Source organism: Candidatus Kirkpatrickella diaphorinae (assembly GCF_025736875.1).
Classification (GTDB): domain Bacteria; phylum Pseudomonadota; class Alphaproteobacteria; order Acetobacterales; family Acetobacteraceae; genus Sorlinia; species Sorlinia diaphorinae.
In genome coordinates this window covers 1,945,416-1,966,093 of the sequence record NZ_CP107052.1, presented here as the reverse complement: position 1 = coordinate 1,966,093, position 20,678 = coordinate 1,945,416, and the positions used below count along the sequence as shown (strand labels likewise).

The 20,678-nt window shown below is 58.5% G+C and carries 19 protein-coding genes; 10 read left to right on the top strand and 9 right to left on the bottom strand.

The features are described 5' to 3' along the window. Nucleotides 1-8 precede the first annotated feature (8 nt). The 4 genes from mutL to ileS are packed head-to-tail and all read right to left on the bottom strand — an operon-like array spanning nt 9 to nt 6,007. Complete coding sequence (mutL, locus tag N5W20_RS08655; RefSeq protein WP_319806740.1) at nt 9-1,976, bottom strand: DNA mismatch repair endonuclease MutL; 1,968 nt, start codon at nt 1,974-1,976, stop codon at nt 9-11. A gap of 12 nt (nt 1,977-1,988) precedes the next feature. Further along, nucleotides 1,989-2,528 (bottom strand): DUF3035 domain-containing protein, encoded by a 540-nt coding sequence (locus tag N5W20_RS08650; protein ID WP_319806739.1) that lies wholly within the window; start codon nt 2,526-2,528, stop codon nt 1,989-1,991. Nucleotides 2,529-2,570: 42 nt separating this feature from the next. Further along, nucleotides 2,571-3,095: a signal peptidase II gene (lspA, locus tag N5W20_RS08645; protein ID WP_319806738.1), complete on the bottom strand. Its 525-nt coding sequence runs from the start codon at nt 3,093-3,095 to the stop codon at nt 2,571-2,573. Then, on the bottom strand, nt 3,095-6,007 hold the full coding sequence (gene ileS / locus N5W20_RS08640) for an isoleucine--tRNA ligase (protein ID WP_319806737.1): 2,913 nt from the start codon (nt 6,005-6,007) through the stop codon (nt 3,095-3,097). The genes lspA and ileS overlap by 1 nt, the downstream gene beginning before the upstream one ends. Nucleotides 6,008-6,198: 191 nt before the next feature. On the opposite strand from ileS, the gene rfaD reads away from it, so the two are divergent. The 4 genes from rfaD to N5W20_RS08620 are packed head-to-tail and all read left to right on the top strand — an operon-like array spanning nt 6,199 to nt 10,402. Then, nucleotides 6,199-7,206, top strand: coding sequence for an ADP-glyceromanno-heptose 6-epimerase (gene rfaD, locus N5W20_RS08635; protein ID WP_319806736.1), 1,008 nt, complete (start codon nt 6,199-6,201; stop codon nt 7,204-7,206). After that, nucleotides 7,184-7,759 (top strand): D-glycero-alpha-D-manno-heptose-1,7-bisphosphate 7-phosphatase, encoded by a 576-nt coding sequence (locus N5W20_RS08630; protein WP_319806735.1) that lies wholly within the window; start codon nt 7,184-7,186, stop codon nt 7,757-7,759. Before rfaD ends, N5W20_RS08630 begins: the two co-directional genes overlap by 23 nt. A gap of 11 nt (nt 7,760-7,770) precedes the next feature. Beyond that, nucleotides 7,771-9,234 carry a D-glycero-beta-D-manno-heptose 1-phosphate adenylyltransferase gene (gene rfaE2, locus N5W20_RS08625; protein WP_319806734.1) on the top strand — a complete coding sequence of 488 codons (1,464 nt, stop codon included), beginning with the start codon at nt 7,771-7,773 and terminating at the stop codon, nt 9,232-9,234. Then, a complete protein-coding gene (locus N5W20_RS08620) occupies nt 9,227-10,402 on the top strand; it encodes an AGE family epimerase/isomerase (RefSeq protein ID WP_319806733.1) in 1,176 nt (391 codons plus the stop codon). Before rfaE2 ends, N5W20_RS08620 begins: the two co-directional genes overlap by 8 nt. A 179-nt stretch (nt 10,403-10,581) precedes the next feature. Here the strand turns inward: N5W20_RS08620 and ribF are convergent, their stop codons facing one another. The 4 genes from ribF to N5W20_RS08600 all read right to left on the bottom strand — a co-directional run bounded on the left by ribF (nt 10,582) and on the right by N5W20_RS08600 (nt 13,326). Then, on the bottom strand, nt 10,582-11,523 hold the full coding sequence (gene ribF, locus N5W20_RS08615) for a riboflavin biosynthesis protein RibF (RefSeq protein ID WP_319806732.1): 942 nt from the start codon (nt 11,521-11,523) through the stop codon (nt 10,582-10,584). Nucleotides 11,524-11,862: 339 nt separating this feature from the next. Further along, nucleotides 11,863-12,126 carry a twin-arginine translocase TatA/TatE family subunit gene (locus N5W20_RS08610; RefSeq protein ID WP_319806731.1) on the bottom strand — a complete coding sequence of 88 codons (264 nt, stop codon included), beginning with the start codon at nt 12,124-12,126 and terminating at the stop codon, nt 11,863-11,865. Between the two features lie 89 nt (nt 12,127-12,215). Next, nucleotides 12,216-12,650 carry a CHAP domain-containing protein gene (locus N5W20_RS08605; protein ID WP_408869449.1) on the bottom strand — a complete coding sequence of 145 codons (435 nt, stop codon included), beginning with the start codon at nt 12,648-12,650 and terminating at the stop codon, nt 12,216-12,218. 55 nt (nt 12,651-12,705) lie between these two features. Then, nucleotides 12,706-13,326, bottom strand: a complete 621-nt coding sequence (locus N5W20_RS08600) for a regulatory protein RecX (protein ID WP_319806729.1) — start codon at nt 13,324-13,326, stop codon at nt 12,706-12,708. 187 nt (nt 13,327-13,513) lie between these two features. Here N5W20_RS08600 and N5W20_RS08595 point away from each other — a divergent pair, with 187 nt between their 5' ends. The 6 genes from N5W20_RS08595 to N5W20_RS08570 all read left to right on the top strand — a co-directional run bounded on the left by N5W20_RS08595 (nt 13,514) and on the right by N5W20_RS08570 (nt 20,307). Continuing rightward, a complete protein-coding gene (locus N5W20_RS08595) occupies nt 13,514-15,130 on the top strand; it encodes a D-aminopeptidase (protein WP_319806728.1) in 1,617 nt (538 codons plus the stop codon). A gap of 85 nt (nt 15,131-15,215) precedes the next feature. After that, the gene (locus tag N5W20_RS08590) at nt 15,216-16,403 is read left to right on the top strand and encodes an aspartate aminotransferase family protein (RefSeq protein WP_319806727.1); all 1,188 of its coding nucleotides are present in this window, start codon (nt 15,216-15,218) and stop codon (nt 16,401-16,403) included. Between the two features lie 2 nt (nt 16,404-16,405). After that, complete coding sequence (argF, locus tag N5W20_RS08585) at nt 16,406-17,389, top strand: ornithine carbamoyltransferase (protein WP_319806726.1); 984 nt, start codon at nt 16,406-16,408, stop codon at nt 17,387-17,389. 39 nt (nt 17,390-17,428) lie between these two features. After that, entirely contained in the window at nt 17,429-18,355 is a 927-nt protein-coding gene (gene hslO / locus N5W20_RS08580; RefSeq protein WP_319806725.1) for an Hsp33 family molecular chaperone HslO, read from the top strand. Between the two features lie 21 nt (nt 18,356-18,376). Then, nucleotides 18,377-19,423, top strand: coding sequence for a hypothetical protein (locus tag N5W20_RS08575; protein WP_319806724.1), 1,047 nt, complete (start codon nt 18,377-18,379; stop codon nt 19,421-19,423). Between the two features lie 47 nt (nt 19,424-19,470). After that, on the top strand, nt 19,471-20,307 hold the full coding sequence (locus N5W20_RS08570) for a hypothetical protein (protein WP_319806723.1): 837 nt from the start codon (nt 19,471-19,473) through the stop codon (nt 20,305-20,307). 89 nt (nt 20,308-20,396) lie between these two features. Here N5W20_RS08570 and N5W20_RS08565 read toward each other — a convergent pair whose 3' ends face one another. Then, nucleotides 20,397-20,633, bottom strand: coding sequence for a helix-turn-helix domain-containing protein (locus N5W20_RS08565; protein WP_319806722.1), 237 nt, complete (start codon nt 20,631-20,633; stop codon nt 20,397-20,399). Between the last annotated feature and the right edge of the window lie 45 nt (nt 20,634-20,678).

The window sequence follows — 20,678 nt, the reverse complement described above, 5'->3', positions numbered from 1 at the left end:
GTTGCGTGTTACCGTCGCCCGAAGAGGCGTTCAATTTCATTTTTGCTGAGTTTCAGCCAGGTTGGCCGCCCGTGGGAGCAGGTATTGGCGCGGGGTGTGGCTTCCATCTGCCGTAAAAGCGCGGACATTTCCTCAGCCTGTAGACGACGGCCTGACCGGACACTCCCATGACACGCCATTCTCGCGATGACCGCATCGATCCTGCGTTCAATCGCGGCGGCTTCCCCCGGCGTCACCAGCGCGTCATCCATCAGCTCCTCGGACAGATCACAGATCAGCCCCGCAGCGTCCGAACCTTGCAGCAGCACCGGGATGGTTCTCAGGACAAGGCTGTCCACCCCGAAACGGTCAATTTCAAGCCCGAGACGCGCCAGAGATTCCGTGTAAGACAGCATGGCATCAAGCTGCGGGGCGGAGAGCGAGATGATTTCCGGCAGGAGGAGGCGCTGCGTCCTGATCTGCCCTTCCGACCATTGGCATAGGAGATGCTCATGCGTCAGGCGTTCATGCGCGGCATGCTGATCCACAAGGACGAGATCCCCATCATCCGCCACGGCGATGATATATGTGTCGAGAACCTGCGCCACTGGCGCGCCCAGCGGGTGCGGTGCGGCATCATCCGTTGGCGCAGCATCTCTCGGGTGGGGAAGCACCCGCGCTGACGGGCGGAAGCCCTCATTGCCATCCGACATACCGTCCGATTGGATGCTGCCGCTGGCAAGTTGCGCTTCGATATCCGCAACGGTCACGGGCGTCATGACTGTCCCGACATCGCCCGTCGGCGTGGGGTAACGAAGGGCGCGCGCGGGGCTGTCATGGCGCGCCATGCCAAGCCGACCCTGATAGGGCATCGGGTCTAAACGGTGCGATGCGACGCCTTCTCCGCTTGGACCATCCGGGCGCGGAATCTTATCTTGCGGGTAGCGTATCGTCGGACGCGCCCCCCGCAACTGAGCATGATGGCCGGATTGTCCGGCCCCTAAACCCAAAGCACGTTGGAGAGCGCCTATGACAAAGGACCGCACCTCCGCCTCCCGCGCGAATCTCAGTTCCGTTTTCGCGGGATGGACATTGACGTCCACTTCCTCGGACGGGAGGTCCAGAGATAATGCGAGGATGGGAAAGCGCCCGGCCTCAATCAAAGGTCGATAAGCGACGCGGATCGCCGTTTTAAGAAGCGGGTCATTCACGGCGCGGCCATTGACGGACATAAACTGCCCGGAGGCCGTCGCCCGCGTGGCGGCGGGACCGCAGATGAAGCCGCTGAGATGCATCGCATCACGCTGCTCATCCAGGATGCAAAGCCCTTCACTTTCGCCCAGAATGGCTTTTGCGCGCGCTTCAGCCGATTGTATGGGCAGGTCGATGATGACACGGTTATCGAGACTGAATTTAATGGCGCAATGCGGCGTTGACAGCGCGATGCGGCGCATGACCGCCTCAGCATGGCCGCTTTCCACTCTTACGGATTTGAGGAATTTTCGCCGGGCGGGGGTCGCGAAAAACAGATCCTCCACCACGGCGCGCGTGCCGAAAGTCCCGGCGACGGGGGCCGGCGGGGTGATCTGGCCACCTTCAACCCGGATGGCCCAGGCCGTATCCGCATCCGGGACACGCGACACCATCAAAAGCCGCGCACTCGCACCGATGGACGGCAGGGCCTCACCGCGGAAACCAAGTGTGCGGATATGTGAGAGATTACCGTCCGATAATTTGGAGGTGCAATGACGTTCAACGGCCAGAGTCAGGTCATCGGCCGTCATACCGCAGCCATTATCCTGCACTTCAATGCGGTCCACCCCGCCACCATTCAAGGCGACCTGGACTTCCGTCGCGCCGGAATCAACCGCGTTTTCAACGAGCTCTTTCAGCGCCGCGGCGGGCCGTTCAATTACCTCACCCGCGGCGATCAGGTCGATCACATGATTGGAGAGGCGGCAGATTTGGGGGCGGTTCGGCGCGGGTGGGTGCGTCATACCGTTGCGGCCTCAGAAGACGCCGAGAAAGCCCTTGGATGGCGGTTTAACACGGGTCACCCCCGTTGCCGGATTGCGCCCCATGGCGGAGGCATCCCGAATACGGCGGTTTTCAGCCTCTCCATCAACAACGGCATCCTGTGGCCGTCCCCTCCAGAAGAGGATCTGATCCGCAAGGTCACCATTATGGCCCTGCAATTCCTGTCCCGCCTGCGGGTTGGACGCCGCCTCATCCAGATTTTTGACGAGATCACGCTGCCCGGCACTGTCCTGACTGACGCCACGGCGTAACGCCATTTCGGGCGCCAGCGTCTCAAGCGCCTGCATACTGGCGGAGTCATTGAGCTTGCGCCCGCCCTCTCCGGGTAGGTTGAGGTCACTCCCTGGCGGCATGGAAAGGGGCGGCTGCGTCGTGACGGTATATTCATCCGGCATGGAGCGCTCCAGCCCGAAGGCACGTGACAGGTCAGAGCCGGAACAGCCCGGTAACGCCACCAGCACACCAGAAACAGCAACGAAGCGTTGCACGCGGAGGATCATTTGCTTTGCCATCGTGTCAAACCTTACGCGTTAGCCTGTGACTCGACAAGGGGTTCAGGCATCGCATCGTGCCTGCCGATCTAAAATTAAGCGGTCCAGAATCCATAACGCAACACCGACATCAATGGCCATGTCCGCAATGTTGAAAACAAACCAATTCCATCCCGCAGCATGCAAATGGATGAAGTCGACAACCGCGCCCAGGCGCAATCGGTCCAGCACATTGCCAATGGCGCCGCCCGCGATCATCCCTGAAGCGATCGCGACAAAGCGGCGTGGCGTCGTCATCATCACATAAATAAGGACGGCCACGGCCAGAAGAGCGAGGGAACTGAAAATCCACGGCGCCCACTTCCCTAACCCGCCCAACATGCCGAACGTCACGGCCCTGTTCCACACCATCGTCAGGTTGAACCATGACAGAACGGGCACAGAGATCTTCGCAGGCAGGTCGTAAATATAAAGTATCCAATATTTACTGACCTGGTCCGCGAGGAGAATGATCAACCCCGCCACGGCACCGCCCGGAATATGACGCTGCGTCGTCGCATTCTGCTGAGTCGGCGACAATCCCGACATCAGGCGGCCTCGGTCACAACGTCGGTGCATCGCAGGCATAAATGCGGGTGATGCGCGTCCGTGCCGACTTCAGGCAGCACGCGCCAGCATCGCGCACATTTTTCGCCGCGCGCGACGCTGATGGTGGGGATGCCATGTTGCTCCGTCACGCCATCCAAGGCAGGCGCCTCATCCGATGCATCCAGGTAAATCGGTGCGGCATTCATCTGGATCATGATTTCCACCTCGGAGACGATGGCCAGCTCGCTCCAGTCAACTTCACCAAAAACCGCGTCTTCCTGCGGCGTCAAAGGCAGGTTGACGCGCGCTTCAAGGGAGGAACGGATCAACCCGTCACGCCGCGCCACTTCAAGCTCCGACGTGATGACGCGCCGTAATCCGCGTAATTTGCTCCAGCACGCGCCCAGTTTTTCATTATACCATGACGCATCCGGCTTGAAGAAATTCTGGAGATGCACGGACTCTTTGCTGCCGAAACGGGCCGTCCATGCCTCTTCCGCCGTAAAGACAAGGACTGGCGCGAGCCACGTTGAGAGGGCGCGGTGCAGGATGTCAAGCACCGTCCGCGCCGCGCGACGACGCGGGGAGGATGCAGCATCACAATAAATGACATCTTTGCGGATATCGAAATAAAATGCCGACAGGTCATTGGCGCAGAATTGATGGAGGAAGGGATAGACACCCACCCAATGATGGGTGCGCACAGCATTGGCGACCACATCATACACTTCGCTCAGACGGTGGAGGATACAGCGCTCCAGGTCAGGCAGATCCGCATAATCCTGCTTCTCTTTTTCCGTAAATCCATCCAGCGCGCCGAGCACCCATCGCAATGTATTGCGCAGACGTCGGTAAAGTTCACCCTGCTGTTTCAGGATCTCCTTGCCAATCCGGAGGTCCTCATGACTGTCGGAATTTGCAACCCACAACCGCAGAATATCCGCCCCGAGGGATTGCGTCACTTCATCCGGCGCGACGACATTGCCCAGAGATTTGGACATTTTGCGCCCCTGCTCATCCAGAACAAAGCCATTCGTCACCAAAGTTTTGAAAGGCGCATGTCCTGTCGTGCCGACACTTTCCAACAGGGAAGACTGAAACCAGCCACGGTGCTGATCCGAGCCTTCAAGATAGAGATCGGCCGGGGCATTCAGGCGCTGGCCCTTCAGCACGAAACTATGGGTGGCCCCGCTTTCAAACCACACATCGACGATATCAAAAACCTGCTCGTAGAGATCCGGGTCCTGCTCCGGCCCGAGGAAGGTCGAAGCTGGTTCCGTATACCAGATATCCGCGCCATACTGCTCGAACGCCGCGACGATACGCGCCATCACCGCCGCGTCCCGCAGCACCTCGCCGGTTTTCTTTTCAACAAAGACAGCAATGGGCACGCCCCAGGCGCGTTGACGGCTGATGCACCAATCCGGGCGCTGCGCCACCATGGAGGTGAGGCGGTTGCGCGCGGCGGCGGGGACAAAGGTCACATCCTGCAATGCCTGAAGCGCGCGCTCACGGAGTTTCGTCTCGCCATCCATCTGGATGAACCATTGCGGCGTCGCCCGGAAGATGATCGGCTTGCGGGAGCGCCAGGAGTGGGGATAGCTATGTTCAATCGCGTGCTGCGCCACGAGCCCGGCCGGCACAGTATGGGCGGTTATGGATTTCCGCATGACGCGAGACAGGGCCGTGCAGACGGGCCCTGCGGCCTTGAAGACATGTTGCCCTGCAAAAAGCGGCACATCCGGGGCGTAAGTGCCGTCATCCTGGACATATTCCGTCACTTCCAGCCCGAAGCGACGGCCGAGCTGGTAATCATCCACGCCATGGGCCGGTGCTGTATGGACAAGCCCCGTCCCCGCATCTGTCTTGACGTAATCAGCGGGCAACAGAGGCACGTCGAAATCGTAACCCTGCCCATGCAGGGGATGCGCGCAGATGACGCCCTCCAGCAATTCCCCGGCCACGTACCGATCGATTTTATATTCGATGATGCCAGCCTGACGGCTGAAATCCTCAAGACGAGCTTCCGCGATGAGGAGTTTCTGCCCGGGCACGACCAGACTATCCTCAGCGCGCGCAACAACTGAGATGACGACATAATCAATGTCACGTCCAAAGGCGATCGCGCGGTTGGCGGGAATCGTCCAAGGTGTGGTCGTCCAGATGACGCACGCTGTTTCCAGCAATTCCCGGTGGGGGGTGGGGTCATGAGTCACCGGGAATGCGACGTAAATCGCGGTGGAGGTGATGTCGTGATATTCGATCTCAGCCTCAGCGAGCGCGGTTTTCTCAACAGGGCTCCACATGACAGGCCGCAGCGCCCGGTAAAGCGCGCCATTCAGCAGAAATTTACCGATTTCTCCCACGATGGCCGCTTCAGAGGCGAAATCCATGGTGGCGTAGCGGTTCGCCCACTCCCCTTGCACGCCCAGCCTCTGAAATTCCTTTGACTGCACCTCCAGCCAGTGCCGGGCATATTCGCGGCACTCGGCCCGGAACTGGATGATCGGCACATCCTCCTTATGACGGCCCGATTTGCGATATTCTTCCTCAACCCGCCATTCAATCGGCAGACCATGGCAGTCCCAGCCGGGAATATAACGCACATCCCTGCCGGACATGCGTTGCGCGCGATTGATGATATCCTTGTTGATCTTGTTCAGCGCATGGCCGATATGAAGATGCCCGTTCGCGTAAGGCGGGCCGTCATGGAGTGTGAAGACGTCTTTCCCCGCATGTCCGGCGGCGATACGGGCATCAAGCCTGGATTTTTCCCATCGGGCCAGCAATTCCGGCTCACGCGTCGGGAGGTTACCGCGCATGGCGAAGCTGGTCCGCGGCAGAAAGACAGTGTCGCGATACTGGTCTTTCGGGTCGTGCCCAGATGATGAGCTATTCTGATTTTCGGGCATGATGATCGTCATTCGGGCAGGGAAAAGAGCGCTCATCTATGCGCAATCGGGACGGTTGCGGTCAAGCCCGTTCTTGTAACCGGGCGCATCACGCGGGTCTCGTCAACGCATTCGGATCGCCATCATTGTAAAACCTTTCATGCGCCGGTTAAGATCGCGGGTGAATGTCGGGCTGTATTTCTGGAGATATCATGTCGAATCGCATCATTGTCACCGGCGCGGCGGGCTTTATTGGCAGCAACCTTGTCAGGGCGCTCAATGCACGCGGCTATAAGGATGTGATCGCCGTTGATCATCTGAAGCGCGGTGAGAAGTTTCAAAACCTCCTCTCGCTCGATCTCTCCGATTTTATCGACAAAAACGATTTCTACACCCGTTTCAGGTCGGGAGAGTTTGATGATGTGGAGGCCATATTCCATCAGGGCGCGTGCTCAGACACGATGGAACATGATGGACGCTACATGATGGCGAATAATTATGAGACGAGCCGCCTGCTTCTTGAAAGATGCGGCATGACGGGGACACGTCTCATTTACGCCTCCAGCGCCGCGACCTATGGCGCTTCGATAAAATTCGTTGAAGACCCGGCTTTCGAAAAGCCTCTGAACGTCTATGGTTATTCCAAGCTGCTTTTTGACCGTATCGTGCGCAAATCACTCCCAGGGAGGCGGGCGCAACTTGTGGGCTTGAGATACTTCAATGTTTATGGCCCGCATGAACAGCATAAAGGCCGGATGGCTTCGGTTGCCTATCACAATTACCAGCAATTCATCGCGGATGAGCGCGTCAAACTCTTCGGCGCCTATGGGGATTGCGCGGCGGGTGAGCAGAAGCGGGATTTCCTGTTCGTGGAAGATGCTGTCGCCGTCAATCTGTGGTTTTTTGACCATCCGGAGAAAAGCGGCGTGTTCAATCTCGGTTCAGGCGAGGCACGCCCTTTCAATGATGTCGCGGCCGCCGTCGTCAATACAATGTTGCAGATCAACGGCAGAAAACCGGTGAGCCTCGAAGCGCTGGTCCAGTCCGGCCTCATTGAGTACATTCCTTTTCCGGAAAGCCTGAGGGGGAAATATCAGTGCTTCACCCAGGCTGACTTAACCGCATTGCGCCGCATCGGGTGCGACCATGTCTTTACGTCCGTCTCGGAAGGTGTCCAACGTTATGTGCGACACCTCCATGACGCTCAGAACGCGCTTTAACGCGATGCCGCCTCACGGGTCAGATCAGCGATATCCTCGTCAGCGCCCGGGGGCTTTTCTTGATCGGGACGGGGTCATCAACCGGGACACGGGTTATACCCACCGCATTGAGGATCTCGTCTTCATCCCCGGCGCGATCCGCGCCATTGCGCGCCTCAATCAAGCCGGCTTCGCCGTGATCGTCGTGACCAATCAGTCGGGCGTGGCGCGCGGTTATCTTACACCGGACGCGGTTGAGGATTTCCACGCCGCCATCCAGGCGCAGCTTAACGAGAATGGCGCGCATATTGATGGGTTCTTCTATTGCCCCTACCACCCTGACGCCAGCCTACCGCAATATCGCCGCCATCACCCTGATCGTAAACCCGCCCCGGGGATGATCAACAAAGCGATCGCGCAATTTGCTCTGGATCGTGCACACAGCTTTCTCATCGGTGACCGTCAGACGGATATTGAGGCGGCCCAGCGTGCAGGCATCGCCGGTTACCTTTTTGATGGTGCGGACCTTGACGTGTTTCTGCGCGCTCTGGACGTGGTTCGGCAGCAAGGTTAGAAGAGGCAGCGATGATTGATAATTATCATTTCGGGCGTCTGGTGGTTGTCGGCGACGTCATGGTCGACCGCTATATTTCAGGCGCCGTCAAACGCCTCTCGCCTGAAGCGCCGGTCCCCGTGCTTCTGCGTTCCCGCTGCGCATCCATTGCGGGGGGCGCCGCCAATGTCGCGGCCAATGCTGCGGCTCTGGGTTGTCAGATCACCCTCATCGGCGTCGTGGGGGATGATGAGAACGCCGAAAATCTCCGGGAGGTGCTGCGTGTCGAGAGCGATATCGACACAACGCAGCTCGTGACAGAGGCAGGCTGGTCCACCATCAGCAAAACAAGGGTGTTGAGCGGACAGCATCAGCTTGTGCGCATTGATGATGAGCGCGTTGTCACGTTCTCCGACGCGACGCAGGATGATCTGATCAAACGGACAAGCGTGGCGCTGCAAAATGCGGATGTCCTCGTCTGCTCTGACTACGCCAAAGGCGTGCTGACAGATCGCGTCCTCGGCGCGATTATCGCGGCGGCGCAGGCGCGTGGCATCCCGGTAATCATCGACCCCAAACGCGTCGATTTCTCAGCCTATCGCGGCGCGACACTCGTCACGCCCAACAGCCATGAAGCCGCGACGGCAGCGGGCATAACTGAGTTGCAGAGCGATGCGGATGTTGAGCGCGCGGCGGCAGTAATTTCGGCGCAATTCGGGGGTGATGTCCTTCTCACCCGCTCCGAGAAGGGCATGACACTTTGGCAGCGTAACGGCGTCATCCGGCATGAGGCCGCCTATAAGTCGGAAGTATTTGACGTATCCGGCGCGGGCGATACGGTGCTGGCGGCGGTGGCGGCGGTGCTTTCCGCCGGGCATGACCTTGAAACCGCCACTGTCATCGCGACCGCTGCCGCCTCCATCGCCGTGAGCAAACTCGGCACCTCCGTGGTGTCGCGGCGGGAGCTTAATCAGAAGCTCGTCGCGGACACGCTTGGCTTTGACGGCGTGGCCGATCTCGCGACCGCACGCAGCGTGGTGGAAGACTGGCGTTTGCACGGGGCGCGCATCGCCTTCACAAATGGCTGTTTCGACCTGCTGCACCCCGGCCACATTGCGTTAATCCGCGCGGCTTCCATGGAAGGCGATAAGCTTGTCGTCGGACTCAACAGCGATGACTCGATCAGAAGGTTGAAGGGCGCGTCGCGGCCTGTCCAGTCGCAGGAGGCGCGCGCCGCGGTCATGAGCGCATTGCGCGATGTGGATCTCGTCGTCATTTTCGATGAAGACACGCCCCGTGAACTGATTGAGACGCTGCGGCCGGATACGATCATCAAAGGGGCGGATTACCGCGAGGATGAGGTCGTGGGCGGTGATTTTGTGAAATCCTATGGCGGTCATATCGTTCTGGCCAAAATCATTGAAGGTTGCTCCACCACCGAACTCATCGCGCGCTCAGGTCAATCCGTCCAGCAGGGCCGCCATTCTGATGACTGAAACGTCCTGCGGCGCGCCGCTTGCGCGGCATCGTTCCGGCCTGAAGTGGCAGGAATGGCTCGTCGGGCAGGCATTGCCGCTTTGGGCGCAGGCCGGATTTAACCGGGCAACTTCCCTATTTCATGAGCGCCTGACATTTTCAGCCGCGCCGCAAGCCGTATCGGCGCTGCGCCTGATGGTGCAGGCACGCCAGATCGCCACCTATTGTCGTGCCGCTGCCGAGGGTCTCTACGGCGACGGGGAAGACGCGCTGCGCTGCCTTGCGACAATCGAGCGCCTTTATCATCGCCGGGTTGGTGAAGCGGGCTGGATCTTCTCCATCTCGCCATCGCTCGAAGCGCTTGACACGAAGCGGGATCTTTACGCCCACGCCTTCATTATCTATGCCTATCACTGGGCCTTTCGCTTAAGTGGGGACGTCGCTTATTACCGGAAAGCACGGGAAACCCTCCTTGACGTCCGCCTTATATTCGCGGATGCAGGTGACGGGCTGCGGGGTATTTCCCCGGGGGAAGATGTTGTGCGTGGTCAGGACCCGATCATGCATCTTTTTGAAGCCTGTCTGATGTGGATGCCTTACGCAGAACATCCGGATTTTCAAAATCAGGCCGATCAACTGGCGCGACTGGCCCTGACGCGTTTGATTGACCCTTCAACCGGCATGATCCGGGAATATTTCGACGCTTCCTGGCGGCCTCTCCAAATAGAGGGTCAAAACCGCATTGAGCCGGGACATGTTTTTGAGTGGTCCTGGCTTTTACGCCATTATGCGCGCCTGAAGCGCGATGCGGCCCTACGTCGCCCGATTGAAGACGCCGCCGCACGGCTTTTCGAGGCGGGGCAACGTTTCGGACTTAAGGATGGCGGCGTTGTTGACGCCATCAGTGAAACAGGCGTCCCTTTGCTGCGAAGTATACGCATCTGGCCGCAGACAGAATATTACCGCCTGCTGGCGGATCTGCGTCATGACGCCTCGCAGGGCACCAGTGAACGCGCGAAAATCGAGTCATCGATGCAGGATGTAACGGATCTTTTCTTTTCGCGCTTCACAACCGGCATAGTTGGAGGCGGTTGGATCGACCGCATTCGGGAAGACGGGTCCGGCTGTGTTGATCACATGCCTGCGAGTTCACTTTACCATATTTATGGTGCCGCGACGGCTCGTTAAACAGATGAAGCACGTCATTTAACGGCGCATTTGTTTCACCTGTCCGGGATGCAGGTGAATGACATGTATGATGACGGCGGACCAGCGCCCTCCGAACGTAAACCCGTCACAAGAGCGCTCCCGGAGCGCCAGATTCTCTTACCCTTCAACGCGGCACTTATCGGCCCGCGACTGAGCTATCACGCAAAGCCCCGTGCGGTGAGGAAGGCCCGCGCCGTCTCAGCATCGCACCCGATCTGCGCGGCGAGAGCTGCGAAATTTTCAAATTTGCGCTCTTCCCGCAAAAGCGTGTGGAAGCTCACCTCAAGCGTTTGCCCGTAAAGATCACCATCAAAGTCGAAAACATGTACTTCCAACTGAGAAACGCGCCCGTCATTGATCGTCGGGCGACGACCAAGATTGGCGACGCCGGCCCAGATCGGCGCATCCGCCACGTCCGGTCGGGCGATGGTCACAGCGTAAACGCCCCGGGCTGGCTCCAAATGCTGACCAAGGGCAATATTGGCTGTGGGGAAACCAATCTGCCGCCCGCGTTTATCGCCTTCTATCACCGTCCCGGAGATGAACCACGGTCGGCCCAGTTCCTCCTCCGCTTTTTCGGGGTAGCCTTCCCGCAGCAGGCGGCGGATACGGGAGGATGAGAGGGGGCCGCCACGATCCGCCAGCGGGTCAACAATCGTCAGGCCGATACCCCGCGCCTCCAGCCATTGCCCCAATATCGGCACATCGCCCGTTCGACGATGGCCGAAGGCGAAATCCGGCCCGCAGGCAACATGCCGCACGCCCAGCCCGTCACACAAAATATCATCAACGAAGGCGCGCGGATGGATGTGGGAAAATGCCTCATTAAATGACATCTGGAAAATATGAGTGACGTGATGCTGCCGGAGGAAGCGCGCACGAATATCGGGGACCATGAGACGCATCGGTGGATCTTGCGGGCGGAAAAACTCGCGGGGATGGGGTTCAAAAGTGACGGCACCTAAAGGCAGGTCCGGTCGGGCACCATGGAGTGTTTCGAGCAGATGGACGTGCCCGCGATGAACACCGTCAAAATTACCCAGTGCGACCGCCGCCCCGCGTGACTGTGGGGGCACGTTGCACCATTCTGTTATCGACACCCTACCAACCTCCGGAGATTTACGTCGCGCATGCTGACCGCCTTGAGCCCACCATAAAACCGTGTGCCGTGCGCGCAGATGCGGCCCCACACATGATGTGTCCTGGCTTCAAACGCGACGCCCCGCAATTGCCGCGCGGCACTTGCGCGCACCGTCTTCTGTGCCGAAAGTATTTTCCGGAGAGTGGGATGAGGCGTCAGGCCTGAAAGGCTACGGCGCGCCGCGCATAAAAATTTACTGCTGAAAAAATGAGCCATATTTGTCAGGTCGTCAGATTACGAGGACGAGGTGCCGATATCCGCCTTCAAAGCGCTCGGCCCCGGTCCTGAAATAACAGGTTCAGCCAGGCTTTCTGTCCACAGGCGCCTCATCCGCGCGCTGCGCGTCTTTGAGGAAAGCTGCATCTGAGGGGGCAGGCGGCGTGATCTGCCCGGCGGGCGGTGCGGATTCAGACATAGATTCGTCCTCGGCCATGTTCTTCTTGAATGATTTAATCCCGCGCGCGAAATCACCCATGATGGAGCTGATTTTGCCGCCGCCGCCAAATAAAATCAGCACAACGGCAACGACGACCACCCAGTGAATAAGACTCATGCTTCCCATAACTTACTCCCGATCCGCGTTCGGAAGATCTCGCGAACGCAATGTCTCTAAATGAGCGTTTCAAACTGATGATGCAAGAACTGCCGACTTCAATTTGGCAGGATGAAGCCGTATGTCGCGTATCTTCCCGTACCCATACGATGGATCGGCTTCCAATATACGCGCACCAGACTCCAGTTATTGCGCTTTGAAATATCGATTACGGGAACGTTTTTATCGATCGCCCCTGGCTCCCAATTTGCATGTTCGACCAGGATTTTGCGTGAGGAGACGATTTTGCGCACGATGGAAATATGTCCGCTCGGGATGCGAGAGGTTGACCGGAAAACCAGCAACGCATTTTTGGACGGTCGCTGCGTCCTTGCATAGCGTCCCCGCGCCTGTGTCCACCAGGATGATGCCCGTCCGCGCAGAGCCACGCCGGTTTTCTCACGCGCATAAGGCGCACATTGAAGCTTTCCGTCAAAATCTGACCGGCTGAAATGGGTTGGATGTCCGCAGGATGTTAAAGCCAGCAACCCCATCAACAGCGTGCAAACCGGGATAAGGTGCAGACGCTTTGAGAAGGCATTGACCCGTTCAGATATTGCGGAATTTGAGAATGGCATCCATCGCCTCCTCATAAGAAAACGCCAAAGCCTGGCAGGCGGTGCCATGCGAGAACCCAGCCCGCGTGAACGCGGCCAGTGCGCGGCGCGGCGCACCGCCCTCCACTCCGTCTGCCGCAATTTTATGTGAGGTAAAAGGCCCGAGGCGCTTTTTCCGGGCGAAGATGAGGGCAGCGGCGAGTTCATTTGCCCCGCCATCCTCCGCGCCACCCAAGGCATCTTCGAGTCCCGCGGCAACATCCTGCGGCATCACCCCGCGACTTTGCAGCCACGCCGTGGCATGTCGGCGGCTATGGCCGGAGCGCAGAAGCGCGCGGGCACGGCTGGCGCTGAAGCTTTGATCATTGACAGCGCCGGTGCGCACCATCTCGGAAACAATTCCGGGCACGGATTTATGAAGCCGCGCGCTCTCCGCCGCGACCGCCTCATCCTCCACCCCGGAGGACTGGGCGCGCGCAGCCCACCTTTTGATGCGCCGCCCCAACACCTCACCAAGGCGCTTCTCCGTCGTCGCGAAACGCGCAAGGTGTCGCAGCGCTACATCGCGCAGATCCGGCGCATCTTTATTGCCAACAGCGCGAACATGCCGCATCAGAAGCCTCCCATCGGCGCATCTTTCCTCTCCATAACGCCCTCCGGCGCTGAATTGCGCATGGGGCTGCGAAAATCCCTGTGATGCGTGTCCCGCCCAACGTGACAGGCTTGACACTTCAGCGGACCGCTTGAAAAGCTGAGTTGAGGATAACCCGCATGAAGCAGAGTCGAAAGGGCAGTCAATTATGGCCCAGCATCGCAAGGAAGAACGCCTGATCCGGCAATTGCCGGAGCTTTATCCCGGCCCCGGCGGTGCCATCGCCATCGTCAAAGATGGTCAGGTCCGCGCGCGGGAGAGTTGGGGCTATATTAACCTTGAACGTCATATCCCGTTTACGCCGCGCGCGACTTTCCGCATCTGCTCAATCACCAAGCAATTCACCTGCGCGCTTCTGCTTGACGCCTTTCCGGAATTCAGCCGCCTTGATGAAGATGTGCGGCATTTTTTACCACGGCTCGAGGACCCCATACCCAGGATCGCGCATCTCGCGCATAACCAATCCGGGTTGCGAGATTACTGGGCCATGGGCATGGTCATGGGTGCCCTGCCCGACACACTCTTCTCCGAGGATGATGCGCGTCACATTATGATGACGACGAAGACGCTGCAATTCACGCCCGGCACGTCATATTCCTATTGTAACCAGAATTTTCGCCTGATTGGCGACATCGTGGCACGACGTCTTGAACGCGACTACGCGTCTCTGATGCACCATCATGTTTTCTCCCGTTACGGTATGGAGCATGCGTTTATCGCGGCGGATACAACAAGCCTCCCGGACGGCGGAACGGGTTATGAAGGCAGCGTGGTGACCGGCTTTATCCCGGCGACAAACCGCGTTCTATGGACGGGCGATGCGGGGATCGGGGCAAGTCTCGACGATATGATCGCGTGGGAGCTGCATATTGATCGAGAGCGGGATCACCCGCGAGGCATTTATCAGCGATTATCTCAACCGCAGCATTTCATTGACGGGACGCCCGCGCCCTATGGTTTCGGGTTGCGGCATTTCACATTTGAAGGCCGCAAGGCAACCGGCCATGGCGGTGGGCTGCGGGGGTGGCACAGCTTCCGTATGCATGTGCCTGAGGATCGACTTTCCGTCGTTGTTCTCTTCAATCACATGTCAGACGCGTCCGGGGCGGCCCACAAACTTGCGCGCGCCGCACTCGGGATTGACGAGGTGCCGCCCCGGCAGGTCGCGTCCGCATCATCGGCCGACACGCCCTCACCTGGCATTTTCATTGATGATGCGGCAGGGCTCGCCGCACAGATCTTCCACGGCCCCTCGGGCAGGATGCTCCATTACCTTCATCCGCCAGAAACCTGCCCTGAGCTGGATGAGGTGCCGGAAGATTATTTCCGCACCCGTATTTCGTCCGAGGGTGAGGCGACCATTATGCACCGCCCCACTGAGGGCCGGTCCGTCACCCTGCGCCGTTTAGAGCCTTACGATGGTGATGGGCCGGATGATCGGGACATCCTACGCGGTGCGTATTACTGTGCCGAAAACGACTCCTGGCTTGACATTACGACGGACGGGCCGGGCCTTTATGGTGCTTTCTTCGGCTTCCTCGGGAAAGGACCGATGTCTCCGATCCGGCGACTGGGTGATGACGTCTTCTCCATGCCCTGCCGCCGCGCCCTTGACCATGCACCGCCCGGCGACTGGACACTCGAAATCCTCGATGCACGAGAAAAGGAGGCGCGTCATCCGGCTTCCGAAATCCGCGTCGGGTGCTGGCTGGCGCGCAATCTTCGTTATCGACGCGTTAACGCAGTATTTGACCGCGGCATGTGAAATCCGTCATGATGTGCCCCTTCGTTTTTCCCTGCCTGTAAGGGCAGGGATTTTATTTTTAATTGTGGGTAAGGAATGATGATCCATGTCGTCTGCTCTCCTGCCAGTCTTCAATCGTATTGATCTTTCTTTCGAGAGGGGTGAGGGCTGCTGGCTTTTTGCCAGTGATGGACGACGATATCTCGATTTCGGGTCAGGTATTGCTGTGTCTTCCCTTGGGCACGGACATGAAGCGCTTGTCGCGGCCATCACTGAGCAAGCCCGGCGCGTCATCCATGTTTCCAACCTTTACCGCATTCCGCAGGCCGAAATTCTGGCCGAAAAGCTTGTCGCCAATTCTTTCGCGGATCAGGTGTTTTTCTGCAATTCCGGCGCCGAGGCCAATGAGGGGCTGATTAAAATGGTGCGCCGTTTTCATGCGGAGAACGGCCATCCGGAGCGCCAGCGTCTGATCTGCTTCCACGGTGCTTTCCATGGCCGAACCCTCGCGACCCTCGCCGCGACGGGCAATGAGAATTATCTTAAAGGTTTCGGACCGCCCGCAGACGGGTTTGATCACGTGGCTTTCAATAATATGAATGAAGTCCGTGCGGCCATTACGCCTCAGACTGCCGGTATCCTCGTGGAGCCCATCCAGGGTGAGAGCGGTGTGAAGCCGCTTTCAACGGGCTTCCTGAAAGCATTACGCCAGACCTGTGACGAATATGGCCTGCTCCTCGCCTTAGACGAGGTCCAGACCGGCATCGGCCGCACGGGCAAACTTTTCGCTTATGAGTGGGAAGGGATCTCGCCCGATGTCATCTCTCTGGCGAAGGGCCTTGGCGGCGGCGTGCCGATCGGGGCGATCCTTGTGAAGTCCCATGTGGGGCAGGCCATGACGCCAGGCACGCATGGTTCCACCTTTGGCGGCAATCCGCTTGCCTGCGCGGCGGGGAATGTGGTGCTCGATATTGTCACTCATCCGGGTTTTCTGGAGCGCGTTGAACGCACGGGCCGCATCCTGAGTGAGAAACTGGGCGCTCTATGCCAGCATTACGGCGCTGTCTTCACCCTAGCGCGCGGACGCGGATTGATATGGGGCCTTAAATGCGTCCCCCCCGTTGCGGAGGTGATGAAAGTCGCGCGTGGTTACGGATTGCTGTGTACCGCAGCGGGTGACAACACCCTGCGTCTGATCCCGCCCCTCATCGTCTCGGAGGCGGAGTGCGCCATCGCCCTCGACGCGCTTGAGAAAACGGCACAGCATTTTACTCTTTCGTCAACGGAGTCCTGACGATGAACAATCTCGCGCCCGTCCGTGAACAAACCGGAATACGGCATTTTATCGATCTCCGTGATCTCGACGCCTCAACACTGCGTGCCATCATTGATGTTGGCGCGTCGGTCAAACGCATGCAATCGAGGCGGAAATTCCCCCTCCATCCGAAGCAACCCCTCGCCGGGCGCAATCTCGGCCTGATGCTGGAAAAACCCTCCACCCGCACGCGTATTTCCTTTGAGGTCGGTATGGGTCAACTGGGCGGCCGGACGCTTATTCTTTCACCCGCCGATATGCAGGTGGGGCGGGGTGAGTCGCTGGCGGACACGGCACGGGTTCTGTCGCGCTTTCTCGACGCGCTGGTGGTTCGGACCGGTGATGTCGAGACATTGCGGGAACTTACCCGATGGAGCTCTATCCCCGTGATAAATGGCCTGACGCCTAACTCGCATCCCGTGCAGATTCTTGCCGATATCATGACGTTTGAGGAACATCGCGGCCCGGTGGCTGGCACAAAATGGGCGTGGGTGGGGGATGGCAATAATGTTGCGACCTCCCTTATTGAAGGCGCTGTGAGATTCGATTTCTCGCTTGATCTCGCCACGCCGCCATCCCTCGCGCCACGGTCGGAAGTGCTGGATTGGGCGCGCCGCGAAGGGGGGCGCATCCGGCTTTTCCACGACCCTGAAGATGCCGTGAAAAACGCGGATTGCGTCGTGACGGATACGTGGACGAGCATGTCCGACACGGATTCAGAGGAGCGCCTGGAGGCTTTGCGCCCCTTTCAGGTTTCGAAACATCTGATGTCGCAAGCCGCGTCGGGTGCGCTTTTCATGCATTGCCTGCCCGCCCATGTCGGTGAGGAAGTCTCGTCAGAAGTCTTTGAAAGCGCGGCTTCCGTCGTCTTTGATGAGGCTGAAAACCGTCTCCATGCCCAGAAGGGCCTTCTACTCTGGTGTCTGGGGGGTAAAGATTGGGCCAGCGCCGGTCTTGCATCCTAAGGCCGGACTGACGAAATTCCTATCATGAAAATGTCGGACATGCCCGCCTCTCACCCGCCTTCCGCCGCGATCCCGGACATCGTGATCAACGATGCCATTCAACCCTTCCACCTTTCCGGCAGTCCGGTGCGCGGGCGCCTCGTGCGACTGGGCGGGCTGGCGGATGCGATCCTCTCCCGCAAGGCCCTGGGTGCCGCCGCGCACCTTGGTGGGCAGGCGCTGAGTTTGGTGGCGGGTATGAGTGCCGGGCTCAAATTTGAGGGGGCTCTTTCCCTTCAGGTCAAGGGTGACGGGCCTGTATCGCTGCTGGTTGCGGACAGCACACATGATGGGGCCGTGCGCCTCTATATGCGTCTGGCGGAAGATAACCGCCCTCACGACCTGCCGGAGATGGAGCCGCGCGCTGATATCATGTTCGGAAAGGGATATTTCGCCTTCACGATTGATCAGGGCCCGAAGACGGATCGGCAACAGGGTATCGTCACTTTGGAAGGTGCGTCACTGTCGGAAATGGCCGAGCATTACTTCGCCACCAGTGAGCAGCTCCCGACATTGATCCGGCTTTTTTCTCGCTTTCAGGACGGAAAATGGGATGCTGGCGCGCTGGTGCTGGAGCGCATCGCCGATGAGGGCGGGCGTGAAAGCCATGACGCGGCGGAAGATCATTGGGAGACAGCCAAAACCTTCGCCGCGACGCTGACTGCGGAAGAGGTTTTTAACCCGCATTTGACGCATAGCGCCTTATTGTACCGTGTTTTTGGCACGCTTGGTGTTGCCGTCGCCCCGCCCCGTCCGGCGCGTTTCGGCTGTCGATGCGCGCGTGAAAAACTTTTATCTGTTTTGAGAAATTTCGGTGATGACGACCTTGATGAAATGGCTGAAAATGGCGTGATCACAATGTCATGTGAATTTTGCGGAGTAGATTATCGATTTGATCGCAACAATATCGCGCCTGACCCCGTTTAGGGGCTTGGATAAGTGACCGCCATGAACAACGACATCGTAAATTTCTATCGCCGCGTCCGCGTCGATGGACATCGGTTGGAGCGTCTCTACCCCGGATGGCGGGTGGAGGCGCATGTCAGCCTTTCCGACAATATCAGTGCGGTCGTTTTCATCGAGGAGAGGAGCGCGAGGCGGGCTGCCTGGTTTCTGAATAGTCGCTTTGATTATTGCGGTTCACACATTGAGTTTCTCTTAAAACTCGATACAGATGATGTCCTCGACACGGTCGCGCACGCCTTCAAGGCGCTTTACCGCACATCTCTCTCCAAAAAACCGTTACGCGTGGCGTCCGGGGAAGATATTTCCGCCATGCCGGAATTTCTCTCCCTCCATCTCAGTCTCGCCTGGTCAGCGCGGAATATCAGAAATATCTCGGTCTCGACGAAAGCCGAGATCACGCAAAAAGCCGCGGCACAACCTGAATTGATCGGCCAGTGGCGCCTCTCTGCGATCACGCGGTTGCTGGATACGCGCATCACGGCGGAAACGCTGATCATCCTGTCGCCATACGACGATAAGCCGCTACGATCCCAGCTTTCCTTCATGATTGAGGATCTGCTCGTCCATCGCTTTTATGATGATGATGCAGATGCGGCATTTTACCTGATCTGGAGGCGGTCCGGCTTGAAAGATCCTCCCAGCCTTTATCTTCCTGATACCGGGCTGGTCATCTCCGACCTCGAATTTCCGGCGCTCATCCCGGCGAAAATTCTTGCCTGGATGTTGATCAACCCCTCCCATGTCCAGGTAATTGAACATGCGCAGCATTTCGACCCTGAGAGTTTCGGCCTTGGCCGCACATCCGATATGACAAATCTGTCCCCAACGCCGGAAGTGCTTCCCGAGCACAAACCGACTTATCAACGTGCCGATCTCATCTCCCCCGCCTGGGCTTTTCTCAGCCAGTCGGGCGCATCCAAATCAAAAGATCAGGATGCCACGCCTGAGCCCGATCGGGCCGCCACCAAGCCGACGCGGGATGCGCCCGCACCATCCGGTTTTCTATCGCGAATACGACGCAAGGTTTAAAACTATAATCAGTGACACACAGTAAAGGTAAGGGAGCGGAAGCAGCGATGAGAAGAGTCGGAATCGGTGTGACATTCTTGGCGTCGATCATGGTTTTTTTCACCATCACAGGGTGTGGTCAGCGACGCCCGGACCCGTCTCCGCCTATCGACTACGCGGACTTCAAGACACTGAACCTCAATGTCGCGTCCATCACCGTCATTGATGACTCCGCACGCCAGCATGTGCCGGGCGACATTTCCTACCGCGCCTCGATCCCTCTGATGATGCGGATACGTGAGATGGTCGCGCATCGCCTCAATGCCGCGGGTAGTCACGGCACCGCTAAAATCACGGTGGTGAGGGATTCCATCCAGCACGCACCCGTCTCGACCCTGATCGGCCAATTATCCCTTCGGATTGATGTCGCCTCTCCAATGAGCGACACGGCGGGTTACGCTGTTATCCGCACCGACAGCACCGCCTATACGGGTGATATTGACGCTGACTCGCCTGAAGCGCTGGATAATATGGGAATTTCCATGATGCGTAGCATGAATAGCGCGCTGGAATATCAGATCCGACACGTTCTGGGGGATTGGCTTGTGGACGCAAGCGGAATGCCGCTGCGTCGCGACGTCAAACAGGTTTCCTTGAGCCCCGGTAATGGGGATGATGGCGCAATGGCGGCAGGTGATGCGGCAGCCAGCACGCCTCCCAGCGTCACGATTGTCAAAGCGCCAGGAAAATCTGCGGCATCCCGGACGCCGACGGCACCGAAATCCGTCGAGGTGCCGGATGCCGTATTTCCACTGGGTGATGACGCATCGTCACCCGCCTCGACGGGGACTCAGCTTTCACCCCAGCCGGGCACGCTGCACCTTCCCAACCATCGCGGCATCTGAGCCCCGCCAAAGCGGCCCGGTAAAGCGTCAGCCGATCCCTGTCAGGGGATCGGTTGGCCGCTTTATTCCGTTCATTTATTTTGCTGACGTCAGCTCTCCGCCTCGGAGCATGTTTCCACCGGGGCGCCATCCGAGTGATCGAGGATTTTCTCCCATTTCTCATTGAAATCCGGGTCAGCCTGCCGCCAATTATAAGCGGTGCCCCGATCAATCCCGGCGACGCGCGCAGCTTCAGAGATATTGGCGGATTTCGCGATCTGCTCCAGAAATTTCTTTTTCATGAATTGAATGCGCACCTGGCGCGGCGTAAATTTGACACCTTTCATGACCAATTTTAAATTCTCCTCAAATAAAATCGTCCGTGAGAACAA

What these genes read in the sequence shown, in the direction of transcription:
- hslO (WP_319806725.1), top strand. Translation starts at nt 17,429, where the DNA reads ATGCCCGCCTCTCACCCGCCTTCCGCCGCGATCCCGGACATCGTGATC.
- N5W20_RS08565 (WP_319806722.1), bottom strand. Translation starts at nt 20,633, where the DNA reads ATGAAAGGTGTCAAATTTACGCCGCGCCAGGTGCGCATTCAATTCATG.
- N5W20_RS08650 (WP_319806739.1), bottom strand. Translation starts at nt 2,528, where the DNA reads ATGGCAAAGCAAATGATCCTCCGCGTGCAACGCTTCGTTGCTGTTTCT.
- N5W20_RS08630 (WP_319806735.1), top strand. Translation starts at nt 7,184, where the DNA reads ATGACGCTCAGAACGCGCTTTAACGCGATGCCGCCTCACGGGTCAGAT.
- N5W20_RS08575 (WP_319806724.1), top strand. Translation starts at nt 18,377, where the DNA reads ATGAACAACGACATCGTAAATTTCTATCGCCGCGTCCGCGTCGATGGA.
- lspA (WP_319806738.1), bottom strand. Translation starts at nt 3,095, where the DNA reads ATGTCGGGATTGTCGCCGACTCAGCAGAATGCGACGACGCAGCGTCAT.
- N5W20_RS08595 (WP_319806728.1), top strand. Translation starts at nt 13,514, where the DNA reads ATGGCCCAGCATCGCAAGGAAGAACGCCTGATCCGGCAATTGCCGGAG.
- rfaE2 (WP_319806734.1), top strand. Translation starts at nt 7,771, where the DNA reads ATGATTGATAATTATCATTTCGGGCGTCTGGTGGTTGTCGGCGACGTC.
- N5W20_RS08605 (WP_408869449.1), bottom strand. Translation starts at nt 12,650, where the DNA reads ATGGGGTTGCTGGCTTTAACATCCTGCGGACATCCAACCCATTTCAGC.
- mutL (WP_319806740.1), bottom strand. Translation starts at nt 1,976, where the DNA reads ATGACGCACCCACCCGCGCCGAACCGCCCCCAAATCTGCCGCCTCTCC.
- ileS (WP_319806737.1), bottom strand. Translation starts at nt 6,007, where the DNA reads ATGCCCGAAAATCAGAATAGCTCATCATCTGGGCACGACCCGAAAGAC.
- N5W20_RS08600 (WP_319806729.1), bottom strand. Translation starts at nt 13,326, where the DNA reads ATGCGGCATGTTCGCGCTGTTGGCAATAAAGATGCGCCGGATCTGCGC.
- N5W20_RS08570 (WP_319806723.1), top strand. Translation starts at nt 19,471, where the DNA reads ATGAGAAGAGTCGGAATCGGTGTGACATTCTTGGCGTCGATCATGGTT.
- argF (WP_319806726.1), top strand. Translation starts at nt 16,406, where the DNA reads ATGAACAATCTCGCGCCCGTCCGTGAACAAACCGGAATACGGCATTTT.
- N5W20_RS08620 (WP_319806733.1), top strand. Translation starts at nt 9,227, where the DNA reads ATGACTGAAACGTCCTGCGGCGCGCCGCTTGCGCGGCATCGTTCCGGC.
- N5W20_RS08610 (WP_319806731.1), bottom strand. Translation starts at nt 12,126, where the DNA reads ATGGGAAGCATGAGTCTTATTCACTGGGTGGTCGTCGTTGCCGTTGTG.
- rfaD (WP_319806736.1), top strand. Translation starts at nt 6,199, where the DNA reads ATGTCGAATCGCATCATTGTCACCGGCGCGGCGGGCTTTATTGGCAGC.
- N5W20_RS08590 (WP_319806727.1), top strand. Translation starts at nt 15,216, where the DNA reads ATGTCGTCTGCTCTCCTGCCAGTCTTCAATCGTATTGATCTTTCTTTC.